Genomic DNA, 16,563 nt, shown 5'->3' with positions numbered 1-16,563 from the left:
TGACCCCGAAAGGTCACCGGCCTCTGCCGTTACGGATCTATCCGATCAGCCGCCGAAGAAGGCCGGGCGGAAGGTCGTGTAGTACGACTGACGGAAGCGCTCGTTCCAGTAGTCCCACCAGTGCACACCGTCCGGGGTGATGTTGGTGGTGAGGTTGACGCCCAGGGTGCGCAGGCGAGCGATGTACAGGTCGCTGCTGATCGACGCCGCGGTCTCCAGCGGAACCATCTGAGCGAACTTGACGGGGTTGAAGTTCGCCGACGTCGGGGTGAGCGACGAGTCGAACTTGCTGGTGATGCCGGTGCCCGCGGACACGTACACGCGATGGCCGACCAGGTTGCCCGCGCTCAAGAACGGATCGTTCTGGAACCAGGTACCCGCGGGGTAGAAGCCCCACATGTTGTTGGCGTTGCCGCCCATCTGCGCGACCGAGACCTGGATGCCCTGGGTGAAGCCGGGCATGGTGACGGTCGGGTAGCCGCTGTACGACGCGACCGCGCGGTAGAAGTTCGGGTGACGCGAAGCCAGGTTCAGCGCCGCGGTGCCCGACATCGACAGACCGGCGATGCCGTTGCGACGGTTGTCGCTGTTGTGCTTGCGCGCCATGTACGCGGGCAGCTCACGGGTCAGGAAGGTCTCCCACATCGGGTGACCGAGGACCGGGTCGCTCTGCAGCCAGTCGCTGTAGAACGTGCCGCCGCCACCGAACGGCAGGACGAGGTTGACACCCTTGCCGACCATGAAGCGGTCGATACCGGTGTTGTTCTGCAACCAGCCGGTGGTGTTGTTCGGAGCACGCAGACCGTCCAGGACATACAGCGTGGGCTTGGGGCCGCCACCGCCACCGTCGACGATGCGGACCGGAATGTTCCGGTGCATCGCGTTCGAGTACACGTACTCGGTGGTGCCGGCCGCCTGCGCCTGCGGTGCGACGGCAACCGCAACACCTGCGGCTGACGCCAACGCCAGGGCGCCAGCCATAATGCGCTTGCGCGCGCTCTTCAACATGTAGTTAGTCCTTACGATCCGACCAGAGGGCTTCGTCCATATGGGCATTTGTGGGATCCGATGACGAACGTCGGTCGGGGTTCCCCCATCGCATGGGAGTGTAACGGCTCGATAACACACGAGCAAAGGCAAGAACGCACCCACGCCCACAGCAGTCACGCCCGCAACGCTACTAGCAGCGTAAACATGGGCGAAGAACAATTCTCGATCGGGTTGGTCACAAGTTAGTACGTCCACCCTACTTGTGAGCTTTGCGTTATCTGTGCGTCTGAGTGCGACCGGGCACGCTCCGTCGACCGCCTACCGGACGAATCCGACGCTCTGATGCAGTGCCGCGCGACCTCAGACCGCACTCGATTCGAACCGCGGCCCGCATCGAAATTGTCGGGTTCGTCGGAGTCGGTAGTCTACTGACTCCGGCCGGCATCCCGACGGTCGACGACGCCTCGACGAACGGAACGGCCCGCGTCGCCCCGACCCCGTGCACTGCGGCCCGCACGCTGCGCGGTTCGCCTAGTCTTTGTGACGTGGACCTCTCCGAATATCAGTCGTACGACGCCACCGGACTCGCCGAACTCGTCGCCAAACGCGAAGTGACGGCCACTGAACTACTGGAGCTGGCACGCCGGCGTGCCGATGCCGCGAACCCGAAGATCAATGCGATCGTGGTGCGCATCGACGAAGCCGACGCTCGCGCGGGCAACCCCGACCTCGGCGGTCCGTTCGGCGGAGTCCCCTTCCTCATCAAGGACCTCGCCCAGGAGTATCGCGGTTACCCGACGTCGTGCGGGTCGAAGTCACTGTCGAAGCTCCCGGCCGCAGAACACGCGAACATCACCCAGCGTTTCCTCGACGCCGGGTTCGTCATCTTCGGCAAGACCAACACCCCCGAGTTCGGCGCCAAGGGCATCACCGAACCGGAACTGTGGGGCCCGGCGCGCAACCCGTGGAACACCGACCACACGCCGGGTGGATCGTCCGGCGGGTCGGGAGCGGCGGTCGCGGCCGGGATCGTGCCCGCGGCCGGCGCGAACGACGGCGGCGGATCGATCCGCATCCCGGCGGCATGCAACGGACTCGTCGGGCTCAAACCGAGTCGCGGCATCGCACCGTTCGGACCCGCCACCGGCGAAGCGATGTTCGGCATGGCGGTCCAAGGCACCGTGACTCGCACCGTCCGCGACGCCGCGGCCATCTACGACGCCGTGGTCGGCCCGACCGCCGGTTCGGTGTACCCCACCGCAATACCGAGCGTCGGCTACGTCGAACAGATCGCGACCGCGCCGAAGGGACTCCGCATCGGGTTCTCCGCGACGTCGGCGATCAATGCGAACCCACATCCCGAGGCGATCGCCGCCGTGGAGAACGCCGCCAAACTCCTCACCGACCTCGGTCATCACGTCGAGGAGGTCGAGCCGCCCTACGACGACGAGGCGCTCGCCCGGGACTTCCTCACCATCTGGTTCGCAGCTCTGGCGACCCAGGTGGCCGAAGCTCGCGAAGCCACTGGCGCAACGGATTCCGACTTCGAAGCCGACACCCTGGCGATCGCCGAGATCGGGCGGTCCAACGGCGTCGTCGCGGCATTCACCGCGCTGAACAACGTCAACGAGTACGTGCTGTCCCTGGACTCCTTCCACTCGCAGCACGACCTGCTGCTCACCCCGACTCTGGCGACTCCACCACTGCGCGTCGGCGAAACCACCTCGTCCCCGTTGCTGCAGCGCGCGTCGCGGATCATCTCGCGAGTTCACGCGGGAAAGCTGTTGTCGCTCAGCGGCATTCTCGACGACCTCATCACGCAGAGCCTGGGTTGGGTGCCCTACACCCAGCTCGCGAACCTGACCGGCCGACCTGCTATCAGCGTTCCCCTTCATTGGACGGCCACCGGGCTTCCGTTGGGGGTGCAATTCGTCGGACGGCTCGGCGCCGACGGTGATCTCCTCGCTCTGGCCGCCCAACTCGAAGCAGCCCAACCCTGGTTCCACCGCTACTCGGAAGTTAAGGTCTGACCCGTGCAGAACCCCGAAGTCATCGTCGTCGGATCCGGCCTGTCCGGCCTCGTCGCCACCTATGAGCTGACCAAGGCCGGACGCCGCGTCCTCGTCGTCGATCAGGAGAACCGGAAAAACCTTGGTGGGCAGGCATTTTGGTCGCTCGGCGGCTTGTTCCTGGTGGACACTCCCGAGCAGCGTCGACTCGGTATCCACGACTCCGAAGAATTGGCCCTGCAGGACTGGATGGGCTCGGCCGGGTTCGACCGCGACGTCGAGGACAACTGGCCGCGTCAATGGGCGCGCGCGTACGTAAGGTTCGCGTCGACCGAGAAGCGCCAATATCTACACGATCTCGGGCTGCGCATCACGCCGGTCGTCGGCTGGGCCGAGCGCGGCGGCGGATTCGCCGACGGCCACGGCAATTCGGTGCCGCGATTCCATCTGACCTGGGGTACCGGCCCCGAGGTGGTCCGGGTATTCGAAGAACCAGTCTTGGAAGCCGAACGAAAAGGGCTCGTACAGTTCGCTTTTCGGCACCGGGTCGACGAGTTGATCGTCGACGACGGAGCCGTCGTCGGAGTGCGGGGCTCGGTTCTCGAGGAATCCGAGACTGAGCGCGGCGTCGCATCGTCGCGAAATGTCGTATCCGACTTCGAGTTTCGCGCGCCCAAGGTGATCGTCACAACGGGCGGGATCGGCCACAACCACGAACTCGTCCGCAAGAACTGGCCGGTGGAGCGGCTCGGCCCGATCCCCGAGACGATGATCGCCGGCGTCCCCGCCTACGTCGACGGGCGGATGCTCGGTATCGCCGAAGACGCCGGAGCGCATCTGATCAACCGGGATCGCATGTGGCACTACACCGAAGGCATCCACAACTGGGATCCCATCTGGCCCAACCATGCCATCCGCATCATTCCCGGACCGTCGTCGCTGTGGCTCGACGCCGAGGGAAATCGCCTTGCGCCGCCCAATTTTCCGGGCTTCGACACCAACTCGACGATGCGCGAGATCCTCAAGACCGGCTACGACTATTCCTGGTTCATCCTGACCCAGTCGATCATCGAGAAGGAGTTCGCGTTGTCGGGGTCGGAGCAAAATCCCGACATCACGAACAAGGACCTGAAGTTCGCCGCGAAAAGCCGTCTGGCCAAAGGGGTTCCCGGCCCGGTGCAGGCCTTCGTCGACAACGGCGTCGACTTCGTCGTCGGCAACACGCTCGCCGAGTTGGTTCCCAAGATGAACGCGATCGCGCGGGGTCCCAAACTCGACCTCGCGCACATCGAACAGGTCGTCAACGCGCGAGACGCCCAGTTGGACAACAAGTTCAGCAAGGACGCTCAGTTGATGGCGATGACCAACGCGCGGCAGTACTTGGGCGACAAGGTTGTTCGGGTAGCCAAACCACACCGACTGCTCGATCCTACGCACGGTCCGCTCATCGCCGTACGTCTGAACATCCTGACGCGCAAGACACTCGGCGGTCTGGAGACCAACCTCGATTCGCAGGTCATGCGCGAGGACGGTTCGGTATTCCCCGGACTCTATGCGGCCGGCGAGGTGGCCGGTTTCGGCGGCGGCGGCGTGCACGGGTACAACGCGCTGGAGGGAACGTTCCTCGGCGGCTGCATCTTCTCCGGCCGCAACGCCGGACGACATGCGGCACGCTAGGGTGGACCAGTGACCTCCGGATCAGCCACCGGGCAGACAATTATCACCCGCAAGACCAGAAACGCCGTGTTCCTCGTCCTCACCGTCAACAACGGCGGCGAAGCCAAGGTGCGCGACGTGTTGAGCGGATTCACCGGACTCGTCCGGTCGGTGTCCTCGCGCGCCCCCGACGAGTCGCTCACCGGCGTCGCCGCGATCGCCTCCGACGCCTGGGACCGACTCTTCGGTGGGCCGCGACCGAAAGACCTCAAGCCGTTCCGTGAACTCGTCGGGTCGTCGCACACCGCTCCGGCGACGCCCGGCGACATCCTGTTGCACATCAAGGCCGACGACGACGCCGTGTGTTTCGAGTTGGCCGCGCAGGCGGTCCGTGAATTCGGCGATGCGGTGAGCGTCGCCGACGACGTGCACGGCTTTCGGTACTTCGAGATGCGCGACCTCACCGGGTTCGTCGACGGCACCGAGAATCCCGCCGGCAGCCAGGCGCTCGACACGATCACCGTCGACGACGATCCCGACTTCGACGGCGGCAGCTATGTGACCGTCCAGCGCTACGTCACCGACTTCGGCAAGTGGAACTCGCTGTCGACCACCGAGCAGGAAATCGTGTTCGGTCGGACCAAGGCCGACAACATCGAATTCCCCGACGAAGACAAAGCCCCGAACGCGCACATCGCGGTGAACCAGGTCAACGACGCCGACGGCAATCAGCTGCAGATCCTTCGCGACAACATGGCGTGGGGTTCGCCATCGGGTGAGCGTGGAACCTACTACATCGCCTATTGCGGCGATCCCGACGTGACCGAACAGATGCTGGTCAAGATGTTCGTCGGCGATCCGGTCGGCAACTATGACCGGCTCCTCGACTTCACCACCGCGGTCACCGGCACGAGCTTCTTCGCGCCGAGCGCCGATTTCCTCGACAACCCGCCGGCACCGTCGGTGGCGGCGGTCGAGGATTCCGCAGTTCCCGCACCACCCGACAGGCCCGCCGACGGCTCGCTCGGCATCGGCTCCCTGCGCTGACCACGACCCAACCGGAGGAGACAAGCACATGAACAATCTGCATCGTGAACTCGCACCGATCTCGGCGGCCGCCTGGGCCGGCATCGAAGCCGAGGCGTCACGCTCGTTCAAACGAAACGTCGCAGGTCGGCGCCTCGTCGACGTCACCGGACCGTTCGGCGACGACAAGGCCGCCGTCACCACCGGTCACCGCACGAAGATCGATTCCCCCGTCGACGGCATCGAGGCCACACTGCGCGGGGTACAGCAGCTCGTCGAGCTCAAGGTGCCTTTCACGGTGACTCGCGAAGCGATCGACGACGTCGACCGCGGTGCTCAGGACAGCAACTGGGATCCGGTCATCGACGCCGCGCAGGAACTCGCATTGGCCGAGGATCGCGCGATCTTCGCGGGATACGAAGCCGCCGGAATCACCGGCATCGCCAACGCAGGCGCCCCAACGATCCCCTTGCCGGACAACGTACTCGACTACCCCGACGCACTCAGCAGGGCACTCGCACAACTGCGTCTCGCGTCCATCGACGGACCGTACTCGCTCGCCCTGTCGGCCGACGTCTACTCACAGGTCAGCGAAACGTCGAACCACGGGTACCCGATCCGCGAGCATCTGCGGCGGCTCATCGAGGGTGACCTGGTGTGGGCGCCGGCACTAACCGGTGCGATCGCGATCAGTACGCGCGGCGGCGACTTCGAGCTGGCCATCGGCGAAGACGTTTCGATCGGCTACGACTCCCACGACGGCGACGTGGTGAACCTCTACTTCCGCGAGTCCTTCACGTTCTTGACCTACACCGGAAACGCCGCAATCCAGCTGACGAAGTAGCCCCCGCTCCCCGAGCCCGGATCCACCGACGGCAGGCCCTATCCGCTGGTTGAGCCGTGAGGAGCGTTAGCGACGAGCGTGTCGAAACCAGCGGAGCGGGTGCCATCGGTGGATCCAGGCCGAGCACCGAGACGCGACGCCACCCCGCTCCCCGAGTGCCGAAGCGAGGCGCCGTGCTGAGCGAGGAACGAGTCGAAGTAAACGAGCTTCGGTGTAACCGCCGTGCTGAGTGACCGCGAGGCACGAGCGGTTGTATCGAAGTAGAGGGGTCTGGTGAGACGAAGAGCCCAACCATCCCGAAAAATGTTGGTGTAGATCAGTTTTCGCGTTCCGTGCCGAAACCCATCCGCTCAAGGGGCTTCGGCCCACGGACGTCTCGAGACACCTACAGATCGGGAATCGGCAGATCGAGGTTCGGGGTCAGCAACCCGCCGTCGACTTCCAGGATCTTGCCGGTCAGATACGACCCCGCGGGCGACGCCAGATACAGCGCGGCGGCCGCGATGTCGTCGGGGTCGCCGAGTCGGCGCAACGGTGTCGCCGATTCGATGGCGCCGCGCATCTCGTCGTTCTCGGCGACCACCTGCAACGACGACGTCAGGATGGCGCCCGGCGCGATCGCGTTGACCCGGACCTTCGGATTCAGATCCACCGCGGCCAACCGCGTGTAGTGCGCGAGCGCAGCCTTCGCAGTTCCGTACGCCGCGTAGGCACGACCGGGCATCCGGCCGACGGCCGAGGTGATGTTGATGATCGACCCACCCCCGGCAGTCGCGATCATCTTCGGAACCGCCGCCCGCACGAGCGCGTGCGCCGTCGCGACGTTGAAGTCGAACGCATCGGTCAAGTGCTTGGGTTTGGTGTCCATCAGTGGGCGGGGCAGCGCGCCCCCGACGTTGTTCACCACCGTGTCGAGCCGCCCGAACTGTTCGACGGCGACATCGGCCAACGCGGCAACAGCGTCGGGATCAGCCAGATCTGCTGCGACGACGTAGGCCTTGCGCCCCAACGCGCTGACCTGAGCGGCGACGGCGTCGAGGTCGGACTGCGTGCGAGCGGCGATCACGACGTCGGCGCCTGCCTCGGCGAACCCGACGGCGATCGCGGCGCCCAGGCCGCGACCAGCGCCGGTGACGATCGCGACGGTGTCATCAATGCGGAACTTATCAAGAAGCATGAGGATCACTGTGCCACGAAAATAGAACAGGTTCTAGACACTGTCCCACTGACTAGCCAGTCTCCGCCGGTGACCCGGAGAAATTCCGAAGGCACATGTCAGTGGTCCTTGCTACCGTCGATTAAGTGAGTGCCCCATGCTGAGCCGCCTACTCCGCTCCTATCTCGACAACTACCGGCGCGAGATCGCCGTCGTCGTCGGGCTACAGCTCGTCGCCACCGCGGCGATGCTCTACCTACCCACCCTCAACGCCGACATCATCGACAACGGCGTCGCCCGCGGCGACACCGACTACATCCTGCGCACCGGCGCGCTGATGCTCGTCGTGACGCTCGTGCAGGTGACCTGCTCGGTGACGTCGCTCTACTTCGGCTCGCGCGCCGCCCTCGGCGCCGGCCGCGACATCCGCCACGACCTCCTGCACCGCATCAACGACTTCTCCGCGCGCGAAGTCGGTCGCTTCGGCGCACCGTCGTTGATCACCCGTACCACCAACGACGTTCAGCAGGTCCAGATGCTGGCGAGCATGTCGATGACCATTCTGGTGATGGCACCCATCATGTGCGTCGGCGGAATCGTCATGGGTATTCACGTGGCCCCGGGAATGGCCTGGGTCATGGCGGTCGCGGTACCCGTTCTCGCGCTGACGATGGCGTTCATCATCGCCCGGATGATTCCTGGCTTCCGCGCCATGCAACAGCGCATCGACAACATCAATCGTGTTCTGCGCGAACAGATCACCGGCATCCGCGTGGTCCGCGCATTCGTCCGCGAACGCCACGAGGAAGCCCGCTTCGGCGTCGCCAACGATGCGTTGACCAGTGCAACGCTGCGGGTCGGCAGGCTGATGGCACTCATGTTCCCCGCGGTCATGTTGATCACCAACGTGACCATCGTGGGCATCATCTGGATCGGTGGCCATCAGGTCTCCGACGGCTCGGTCGAGATCGGCGCACTGACCGCCATGATGAGTTACGTCATGCAGATCATGATGTCGGTGATGATGGCATCGTTCCTCGCGATGATGGCTCCGCGCGCGGCGGTCTGCGCCGAACGCATCACCGACGTCTTGGCGACCGAGACCTCCGTCGCGGCCCCGCAGAACCCGGTCGGCTTCGCCACCGCGCCCTCCACCATCACCTTCGACGACGCCGAGTTCCGCTACCCCGGCGCCGACGAACCTGTGCTGCAAGGTATTTCGTTCACCGTCCGCCCGGGTACGACCACTGCCGTCGTCGGGTCCACCGGCTCCGGAAAGACGACGCTGCTCAATCAGATTCCGCGCCTGATCGACGCGACGTCGGGCTCGGTCAGCGTCGGCGGAACCGACGTCACCCTCCTCGACCCGGTTGCGCTGCGCGCGGCCATCGGGCTGGTGCCGCAGAAGCCGTATCTGTTCTCCGGCACCATCGCCTCGAACATCCGGCACGGCAAACCCGACGCCACCGACGACGAGATCTGGGCGGCACTGCGGGTGGCGCAGGCCGAGGATTTCGTGTCCGCGATGCCCGACGGTCTGAATACCCCTGTGGCACAGGGCGGTACGACGGTGTCGGGTGGGCAACGCCAACGGCTCGCCATCGCGCGGGCAGTGGTCCGCAACCCGTCGATCTATCTGTTCGACGACTCGTTCTCCGCGCTCGACCTCACCACCGACGCCAACCTGCGCGCCGCGCTGAAGCCGGTGACTCGAGAGGCGGCGGTCGTCGTCGTCGCACAACGCATCTCCACCATCGTCGACGCCGATCAGATCGTCGTCCTCACCAAGGGCAGGATCACCGGCATCGGCACTCATGAGGAGCTCCTGAGCAGCTGCACCACCTACGCGGAGATCGCCGAGTCTCAACTGGCGGTGACGTCATGACCCGGGCCGGCGCGATGATGGGTCCGCCGACCGAGAAGGCACGTTCCTTCGGGCCGTCGATTCGACGACTCCTCAAGCTACTCGGCAAACGCCGCGCGGCCGTCGGCACGGTGGTGGCGGCGATCATCGCCTCGGTGATCCTCGCGTCGTACGCACCCAAGGTCCTCGGCCACGCGACCGACCTGATCTTCAACGGGGTCATCGGCAAGCAACTGCCCGCGGGAATCACCAAAGAGCAAGCGGTGGAAGGGCTCCGCGCGCGTGGGCAGGGCACCTTCGCCGACATGATCTCGGCGATGAACCTGACCCCCGGCGTCGGCGTCGACTTCGCCGCGGTCGGCCGGGTGCTCACCTGGGTGCTGGCGCTCTACGTGGCGTCGGCGCTGCTGTCGTGGCTGGCCTCGTATCTGTTGAATATTGTTGTCGCACACTCGATCAAGGAGCTGCGCGCCGCCGTCGAGACCAAGGTGCACCGGCTTCCGCTGAGCTACTACGACGCCTCGGCCCGCGGCGACCTCCTCTCCCGGGTCACCAACGACCTCGACAACCTGTCGCAGACCCTGCAACAGACGATCAGCCAATTCCTCAACTCGGTACTCACCGTGATCGCGATCCTGGTGATGATGCTGTGGATCTCACCGTTGCTGTCGGTGATCGCGGTGCTGACGGTGCCGTTGGCTTTCGTCGCTACCACGCAGATCGCAAAGCGCTCCAAGCCGCATTTCATGGCGCAGTGGGCGTCGACCGGCAAGCTCAACGCGCAGGTCGAAGAGGCGTTCAGCGGTCATGAGTTGGTGAAAGCCTTTGGGCGCCAGGCAGAAGTGGAGTCGACCTTCGACGAGCGCAATGAGAAGCTGTACCAGTCCAGCTGGCGCGCGCAGTTCATCTCCGGAATCATCATGCCGACGATCATGTTCCTCGGCAACGTCAACTATGTGGTCGTCGCGGTCGTGGGCGGTCTGCGAGTGGCATCGGGATCGTTGAGTCTGGGCGACGTGCAGGCGTTCATCCAGTACTCACGCTCATTCACCCAGCCCCTCACGCAGATCGGGTCGATGTTCAACCTGATGCAGAGCGGCGTCGCATCGGCCGAGCGGATCTTCGACATTCTCGACGCCGATGAGGAAAGCCCCGATCCCGCACATCCGTCGACGCCCGAACACGACCGTGGACTGATCGCCTTCGACGACGTGTCGTTCCGCTACATCCCCGACAAACCGCTGATCGAGGAGTTGTCCCTGGTGGCAGAGCCAGGGCACATGGTCGCCATCGTCGGCCCGACCGGCGCCGGAAAGACGACGCTGGTCAACCTCATCATGCGGTTCTATGACGTCGACTCGGGCACCATCACCGTCGACGGCACCGAGTCGCGACTGATGACGCGCGACGACCTGCGCGAACGCACCGGCATGGTGTTACAGGACTCCTGGCTGTTCGGCGGCAGCATCTTCGACAACATCGCCTACGGCGACCCATCGGCGTCGTATGAGGAAGTCATCGAGGCAGCCAAGGTCAGTCACGTCGACCACTTCGTACGGATCCTGCCCGACGGTTACGACACCATCATCGACGAGGAGGGTGGCGGTGTGAGCGCGGGCGAAAAGCAGCTCATCACCATCGCCCGCGCCTTCCTGGCCAAGCCGACGATCCTCATCCTCGATGAGGCCACCAGTTCGGTCGACACCCGCACCGAGCTCCTGATCCAGAAGGCGATGGCGAGCCTGCGTCGGGGCGAGCGAAGCGACGGGGAATTCAATCGGACGAGTTTCGTCATCGCGCACCGGCTGTCGACGATCCGCGATGCCGACACGATCCTGGTGATGGAGGACGGGCGCATCGTCGAACAGGGTGATCACGAACAGCTGCTCGCACAGCGCGGCGCCTACTACCGCCTGTACAACAGCCAGTTCGCCGCGGCGGCCACCGACTGACAGCTTGCAGTGGGAAGTTTCTCCTACCGTTCGAGCTCTCCGGCGATCGCCCGCTCGATCCGTTCCATCGCCGGCTGCGGCACGTCGATCAGCCCGTCTAGCTCGGCGCGCGCCTTGCGGTAGGCCGCCTGGCGTTCGGCGTGCGTCGCGGCCTCGTCGACGGCGACCATGACCAGCTTGCGGGCGCGATCGAGGGCGTCGCGCTCGATCGGCGAGAAGCCGGATTGCTTGCGGCGGCGCGCTTCTCGCTCGGCCGCGTCGAACGCCACCGAGTACTCCGAGACCGACTCGCGGTACTCGGCGAACCACATCGAGTCGCGCAGTTCCATCGGGTCGTCGGGGCGCAACGAATCGGCATGTATCTTCGCTCGGTGAAAGGCCAGGGTCAGCGGTTCGCGCATGTCGACCATCATCGGGTAGTTGATGATGGTGGCCAGATCGATCTCGTAGTCGAACCAGCGCCGGTTCAATTCGTCATGTGTCGCAAGCACTTTCGCGACCTGCCCCTGCGTCGCATGGGTGATGCGCAGTTGCTCGGTCTTGGCCGTCGCCTTGATGCGCGCCAGTTCGATCTTGTCGCGCCGCCGCTGCTCGTTGTACGTGGCAACTTTCTTGAGGCCGCCCCCGAGGACGCCGCTGACGGGAAAGATCACCCACCAGTAGTTGCCTAGGACTTCCAATACGGGACCCACATCAATCATCGTAACGACCGCTGCACCGTCGACTTATGATCACTTGATGGCCTCGACCGAATTGCCTCGAATCGCCCCGCAGAGTCTCGACGAGTGGCACGGTTGGCTCGAAGCCCACCACAGCACGTCCACCGGAGCGTGGGTTGTGTTGGCTCGCAATCGAACTGAACCGGTGTCCTATGAGGACCTCGTCTGCGAGGCGCTGTGTTGGGGATGGATCGACGGACTCGCGAACCCGCTCGACGATCAACTGACCATGCTGCGCTTCACGCCGCGACGTCCCGACAGCGCCTGGGCCGCAACCAACAAGCGCCGCGTCGACGACCTCGTCGCCGCTGGACGGATGCGGTCCGCGGGGCAGAAACTCATCGACGACGCCAAGGCATCGGGTGCCTGGACCCTGCTCGACGACGCCGAAGCCCTCGTCGAATCCGACGAATTGCGAGCTGCCCTCGACGCCGTCCCCGATGCCCGACGTCATTGGGATACGTTCCCGCCGTCGGCGCGGAAGTTCGGGCTGACCCAGATCGCGTTCGCGAAGCGGCCGGAGACCAAGACACGCCGCATCGCGAAGATCGTCGAGCAGGCGGCTGCGAACATCCGGCCGAGCTGACGATCTACAGTCGTGCCGGACCCATGAATCGCAATCCCGCGATACGCCCGGTCTCGTCGAGGCTCACCCGCATGACGTGGCTTCCGGCCTCCTGCTGGATCGGAAGGTCGACGACCGTGTACAGCCCGTGCATGCGGCTGAACGCGGAGCCGACCGTCTCCACCTCGCCCGCGCTCGCAACGATGTGTGCCCAACCGTCCGCGAGCGCGGTGGCGTCGAACGCGGCTGCCATGGTCTCGGTGAAACGACCGGCGACCGCATCCCACTGACCCGCGCGGATCTTGTCCAGAATGTCGACGGCGATCACGTCGGCGTGCGGTATCTCGCTGCGCACCATCGGCTCGCCAGTGCGTGGATCGGCTGGTTTGCCGAACCGTTGAAACGCCGCCTGACGTGTGACGCCCGCGGCATCGCCGATCTCCTGCCAGGTGCATCCCGCGCCTCGGGCGCTACGCGCCACAGCGCCGAGCAGGTCACCGGCGGCGCGAGTCAACTGCAATGCATCGTGGACCCGCGCCAGTGCCGCGTCCTGTGTGTCGTGACCGTCGCCTGATCCGATTCCATCCGCGTACCGCGATACTTCACGTGCCAAGGAGTGCATCTCATTCATGCCGTAAAGGCTAGGTTTACACCCCGACCGCTGTCAAGATCTTCTTTACATGGGCCGATCACGCAGCGGCCGGAACCTTGTCCAGGAAGCCGAGTACCGTCGCAATCCGCCCGTCGGCATCTTCGACGACCACGTCGAAGCCGACCACCAGCGGTTCGGCCCCTTCGGGTCCAAGGCCCCACTGAAACCGGGTCTGGCTGTGGTGCGCGTCGGGCTCGCCGACGAGCGTGAATACGAATCCGGGAAACTGTCCGTGGACTCCGGCAATCGTCGTCGAGATCGCTTCGCGCCCCGACGCCGTGCAGAGCGGGTCGGTATAGCCGGCCGAGGCGGTCCAGTGTTGCGCCAGCAGGTCGTCGCGGACCGCGGCGTCGACGGCGTTCCAGGTGGCGAGGTAATTGGTGACGGTCGTTGCGCTCATGACTGAAATCCCTTCGGATACTTGACACTTCGTCGTTCGAAGTGCGTGGATCCATCTTCGTGCGAGCAGCGGGCCGCAGTCGATTACCTGCCAGGTAATCATCCGCCGGCGAAAAATCAGGTGACACAGTGCGTCTCGTCGTGTGACCATGTGTTCCGACCCTTACGACCAATATTCAGACATCTGAGGAGGTGACCGACATGCCCGCCCAATGCCCGTGCGGACCATGGCTGATGATGCGGCAGGAACAGAGCACGACCGACTCGATGTCGGTCTATCCGTTGCGCCACAACATCTTCGGCGACTCGGATTCACCCCGCCGCACCGTCTGAGCCTGACTCGAGGTGCGCATCCGCCCGCACCGATCGAGACAGAAAGCTCACGACCATGCTCATCTTCGTCACCAACCCCGGATTGCAGATACTCGCGACCGCCACGTGGCAGCGCGCCGCGACGCTCCTGGTCACCGGCGACGCCGTGAACCTGCCGAGCGCGCCCGTCGCGAAGGTCGTGCACTCGCCCAGCACCACGCTCACCATTCGGCAGGTGATTGCGGTGCAGTGCAATGCGTTTCGCCCGTGGAACGACGCGGCGCCGGATTCGTACGCGCCCAATGCGGCGATCCTGGCCCGCGACGCGCGCCTCTGCGCCTACTGCGGTTCACCCGCTGCGACGGTCGACCACGTCCAGCCCGCGAGCCGCGGCGGCGGCTCGACGTGGCAGAACCTCGTCGCCTGTTGCGCAAAGTGCAACGCGCACAAGGCCGCTCGGACGCCTCGTGAAGCCGGGATGACGCTGAGGGTGACGCCGCTGGTCTACAACCCATGGCTGACCTACCAGCGCCAGGTCTACGAGCTCGTGACGTGACCTGTGCTGATGAAGGCGCCACTGGTCAGGCCGCGCGCCGAGAGACCGCTCCCCCACTGGGTGGCGATTGCGCCTCTCACCCACATCACCTCCACCCAGAAAGGACAGATCATGGGCCGCCCGCCTCGCGACACCCACTTGCTCCGTGCGCTCACGCAGCTGTTGGTTCCGTCGTCTGAAATCGATTGGGCGGACGCACAATGCAGCGGGCATCCGGAGCCGGAGCTGTGGTTTCCGTTTCCGAGCGAGTCGTTCGACGTCGCCGCCCGACTGTGCGCGGCGTGCCCCTTGCGGCAGGCGTGTTACGAGTTCGGCATCGACAACCACCTCGATGGCGTGTGGGGCGGCGTCGACCTGATGTACGGTCGTACCGTCGCACACACCGCCTAGCTACGACTCAATAGTCGCGTCCCACAACCACTTTCGAGATCAGTTCGTCGCCGGCGGCGAATCGGCGGATGTTCTCGGCGAGGAACGGCGCCATCTCCCGAGTCAGCGCCGACGCCGGGTTGGCGACGTGCGGAGAGATGATCACGTTGGGCAGAGCAAACAGCGGATTGTCGGCGGCGGGCGGCTCGGGATCGGTGACATCCAATGCGGCACCGGCGATTTCGCCGGCAACCAGCGCACGGTGCAGGGCCGCTTCGTCGACGAGCGGCCCGCGCGCCACGTTTACCACCCAAGCATGCGCCGGCAGGGCGGCCAGCGAGTCGTCGTTGATCATGTGGTGCGTCGCCGCCGTCGACGGGGCTGACAGCACCACGTGGTCGACGCGGCCCCACACCGCGTCGAGCTCCGACGTCGGGACTGTCTCATCGGCTCCGTCCACCGGCCGTCCGGAATGGTTTACAGCGAGAACCCTTGCGCCGCAGGCCTTCAGCCGCGGTGTGAGTTCGCGTCCGATGCCGCCTGCCCCGATGATCCCGACGGTCGCGCCACGCAGGGTGCGGACTTTCGTGTCGATGCCGTCCTTGTCCCAGCCGTTGCGGACAGCGGTGTTGATCTGGCGCAGTCCGGCGAGCAGCAAGGCCAACGCGTGTTCGGCACAGCCCGCCGCGTAGAAGCCGGAGGCGTTAGTCCACTGACGCCGATCGTCGATGACGCCCGCATTCATGAATTCTTCGATGCCTGCGGTCTTGAGCGCGACCCACTCGATGCCGTCAGGCAGCTCGGGGAATCCGTCCGCACCGCCGATCCACACCAGCGCCTGAGCGTCGTCGATCGAAACCAGTTGCGCGCCAGCGTCGTTGATGGCCGAAACCAGATGTTCGTCGTGAACGGGTGCCAATGCCACTTTCACCATGATCGTCACTCTCCGTCTCGTAGCGCGCGGGCCGCCGACGTCGCCAGCGTGTCCGCGATCTCGTTGTAGTGGTCTCCCGCATGGCCTTTCACCCATTGCCACGTGACGTCGTGCCGCTTCTCCTCCTCGACGAGACGCCGCCACAGGTCGGCATTCTTGACGGGCTGCTTTGCCGCGGTCTTCCAGCCGTTGGACTGCCATCCCGAGACCCACTTGGTGATTCCGTTCCGGACATACGTCGAGTCGGTGTACAGCACGACCTTCGACGGCTTGGTCAGCGCGGCGAGCCCTTCGATGGCCGCGGTCAGCTCCATCTTGTTGTTGGTGCTGTCGGCCTCCGACCCGGAGATCTGCTTCTCGTGGCCGCGATAGCGCAGAACCGCGCCCCATCCCCCGGGCCCGGGATTGCCCAGACAGGCACCGTCGGTCGAGATCTCCACAATGTCGTCGCTCACGGCAGACAACGCTACTCGCCGACACGACGACGCAGACGGCCACATCGCCGACGTGACACGGCACACGCCCGGATGCTACTAATGAGAATATTACTAAACGAAATA

General features: G+C 65.0%; 17 protein-coding genes and 1 pseudogene. 10 read left to right on the top strand and 8 right to left on the bottom strand.

Translation table 11 applies throughout. The features are described 5' to 3' along the window. Positions 1-45: 45 nt before the first annotated feature. Entirely contained in the window at positions 46-1,008 is a 963-nt protein-coding gene (locus HH308_RS10635) for an alpha/beta hydrolase (RefSeq protein ID WP_170194179.1), read from the bottom strand. A gap of 527 nt (positions 1,009-1,535) precedes the next feature. Here HH308_RS10635 and HH308_RS10630 point away from each other — a divergent pair. The 4 genes from HH308_RS10630 to HH308_RS10615 are packed head-to-tail and all read left to right on the top strand — an operon-like array spanning position 1,536 to position 6,525. After that, on the top strand, positions 1,536-3,020 hold the full coding sequence (locus HH308_RS10630; protein WP_170194178.1) for an amidase: 1,485 nt from the start codon (positions 1,536-1,538) through the stop codon (positions 3,018-3,020). Between the two features lie 3 nt (positions 3,021-3,023). Then, on the top strand, positions 3,024-4,676 hold the full coding sequence (locus HH308_RS10625) for an FAD-binding dehydrogenase (RefSeq protein WP_170194177.1): 1,653 nt from the start codon (positions 3,024-3,026) through the stop codon (positions 4,674-4,676). Between the two features lie 9 nt (positions 4,677-4,685). Beyond that, entirely contained in the window at positions 4,686-5,702 is a 1,017-nt protein-coding gene (locus HH308_RS10620) for a Dyp-type peroxidase (RefSeq protein WP_170194176.1), read from the top strand. Between the two features lie 28 nt (positions 5,703-5,730). Continuing rightward, positions 5,731-6,525, top strand: coding sequence for a family 1 encapsulin nanocompartment shell protein (locus HH308_RS10615; protein ID WP_170194175.1), 795 nt, complete (start codon positions 5,731-5,733; stop codon positions 6,523-6,525). A gap of 385 nt (positions 6,526-6,910) precedes the next feature. On the opposite strand, the gene HH308_RS10610 is transcribed toward HH308_RS10615, so the two are convergent. Continuing rightward, positions 6,911-7,702, bottom strand: a complete 792-nt coding sequence (locus HH308_RS10610) for an SDR family oxidoreductase (protein ID WP_170194174.1) — start codon at positions 7,700-7,702, stop codon at positions 6,911-6,913. Positions 7,703-7,838: 136 nt separating this feature from the next. Between HH308_RS10610 and HH308_RS10605 the strand changes: the two genes are divergently transcribed. Continuing rightward, positions 7,839-9,566, top strand: coding sequence for an ABC transporter ATP-binding protein (locus tag HH308_RS10605; protein ID WP_170194173.1), 1,728 nt, complete (start codon positions 7,839-7,841; stop codon positions 9,564-9,566). Continuing rightward, on the top strand, positions 9,563-11,497 hold the full coding sequence (locus HH308_RS10600) for an ABC transporter ATP-binding protein (RefSeq protein WP_170194172.1): 1,935 nt from the start codon (positions 9,563-9,565) through the stop codon (positions 11,495-11,497). The genes HH308_RS10605 and HH308_RS10600 overlap by 4 nt, the downstream gene beginning before the upstream one ends. Positions 11,498-11,520: 23 nt before the next feature. Here the strand turns inward: HH308_RS10600 and HH308_RS10595 are convergent, their stop codons facing one another. Next, entirely contained in the window at positions 11,521-12,189 is a 669-nt protein-coding gene (locus HH308_RS10595; RefSeq protein WP_312870525.1) for a hypothetical protein, read from the bottom strand. A 46-nt stretch (positions 12,190-12,235) separates the two neighbouring features. On the opposite strand from HH308_RS10595, the gene HH308_RS10590 reads away from it, so the two are divergent. Continuing rightward, complete coding sequence (locus HH308_RS10590; protein WP_170194170.1) at positions 12,236-12,802, top strand: YdeI/OmpD-associated family protein; 567 nt, start codon at positions 12,236-12,238, stop codon at positions 12,800-12,802. A 4-nt stretch (positions 12,803-12,806) separates the two neighbouring features. Here HH308_RS10590 and HH308_RS30415 read toward each other — a convergent pair whose 3' ends face one another. The 3 genes and pseudogenes from HH308_RS30415 to HH308_RS10580 form a co-directional block, all read right to left on the bottom strand. Continuing rightward, positions 12,807-13,139, bottom strand: coding sequence for a DUF3887 domain-containing protein (locus HH308_RS30415; RefSeq protein ID WP_312870537.1), 333 nt, complete (start codon positions 13,137-13,139; stop codon positions 12,807-12,809). Between the two features lie 30 nt (positions 13,140-13,169). Then, a pseudogene (locus HH308_RS30410) lies at positions 13,170-13,250 on the bottom strand (DUF3887 domain-containing protein); the annotation flags it as partial. Between the two features lie 220 nt (positions 13,251-13,470). Further along, a complete protein-coding gene (locus HH308_RS10580) occupies positions 13,471-13,833 on the bottom strand; it encodes a nuclear transport factor 2 family protein (protein ID WP_170194168.1) in 363 nt (120 codons plus the stop codon). A 200-nt stretch (positions 13,834-14,033) separates the two neighbouring features. On the opposite strand from HH308_RS10580, the gene HH308_RS30140 reads away from it, so the two are divergent. The 3 genes from HH308_RS30140 to HH308_RS10570 all read left to right on the top strand — a co-directional run bounded on the left by HH308_RS30140 (position 14,034) and on the right by HH308_RS10570 (position 15,090). After that, positions 14,034-14,165: a hypothetical protein gene (locus HH308_RS30140; RefSeq protein WP_281362955.1), complete on the top strand. Its 132-nt coding sequence runs from the start codon at positions 14,034-14,036 to the stop codon at positions 14,163-14,165. 55 nt (positions 14,166-14,220) lie between these two features. Beyond that, positions 14,221-14,700 carry an HNH endonuclease gene (locus HH308_RS10575; RefSeq protein ID WP_170194167.1) on the top strand — a complete coding sequence of 160 codons (480 nt, stop codon included), beginning with the start codon at positions 14,221-14,223 and terminating at the stop codon, positions 14,698-14,700. Positions 14,701-14,811: 111 nt separating this feature from the next. Continuing rightward, positions 14,812-15,090 (top strand): WhiB family transcriptional regulator, encoded by a 279-nt coding sequence (locus HH308_RS10570; protein WP_170194166.1) that lies wholly within the window; start codon positions 14,812-14,814, stop codon positions 15,088-15,090. Positions 15,091-15,097: 7 nt separating this feature from the next. Here the strand turns inward: HH308_RS10570 and HH308_RS10565 are convergent, their stop codons facing one another. Further along, complete coding sequence (locus HH308_RS10565) at positions 15,098-16,003, bottom strand: NAD(P)-dependent oxidoreductase (RefSeq protein WP_211188386.1); 906 nt, start codon at positions 16,001-16,003, stop codon at positions 15,098-15,100. Positions 16,004-16,008: 5 nt separating this feature from the next. Continuing rightward, positions 16,009-16,503: a ribonuclease HI gene (rnhA, locus tag HH308_RS10560; RefSeq protein WP_170194276.1), complete on the bottom strand. Its 495-nt coding sequence runs from the start codon at positions 16,501-16,503 to the stop codon at positions 16,009-16,011. Positions 16,504-16,563: the final 60 nt, after the last annotated feature.

This window comes from Gordonia asplenii (assembly GCF_012933505.1).
GTDB lineage: Bacteria > Actinomycetota > Actinomycetes > Mycobacteriales > Mycobacteriaceae > Gordonia > Gordonia asplenii.
Note: the sequence above shows the minus strand (reverse complement) of the source record. Positions and strands in the feature narration are given on the sequence as shown.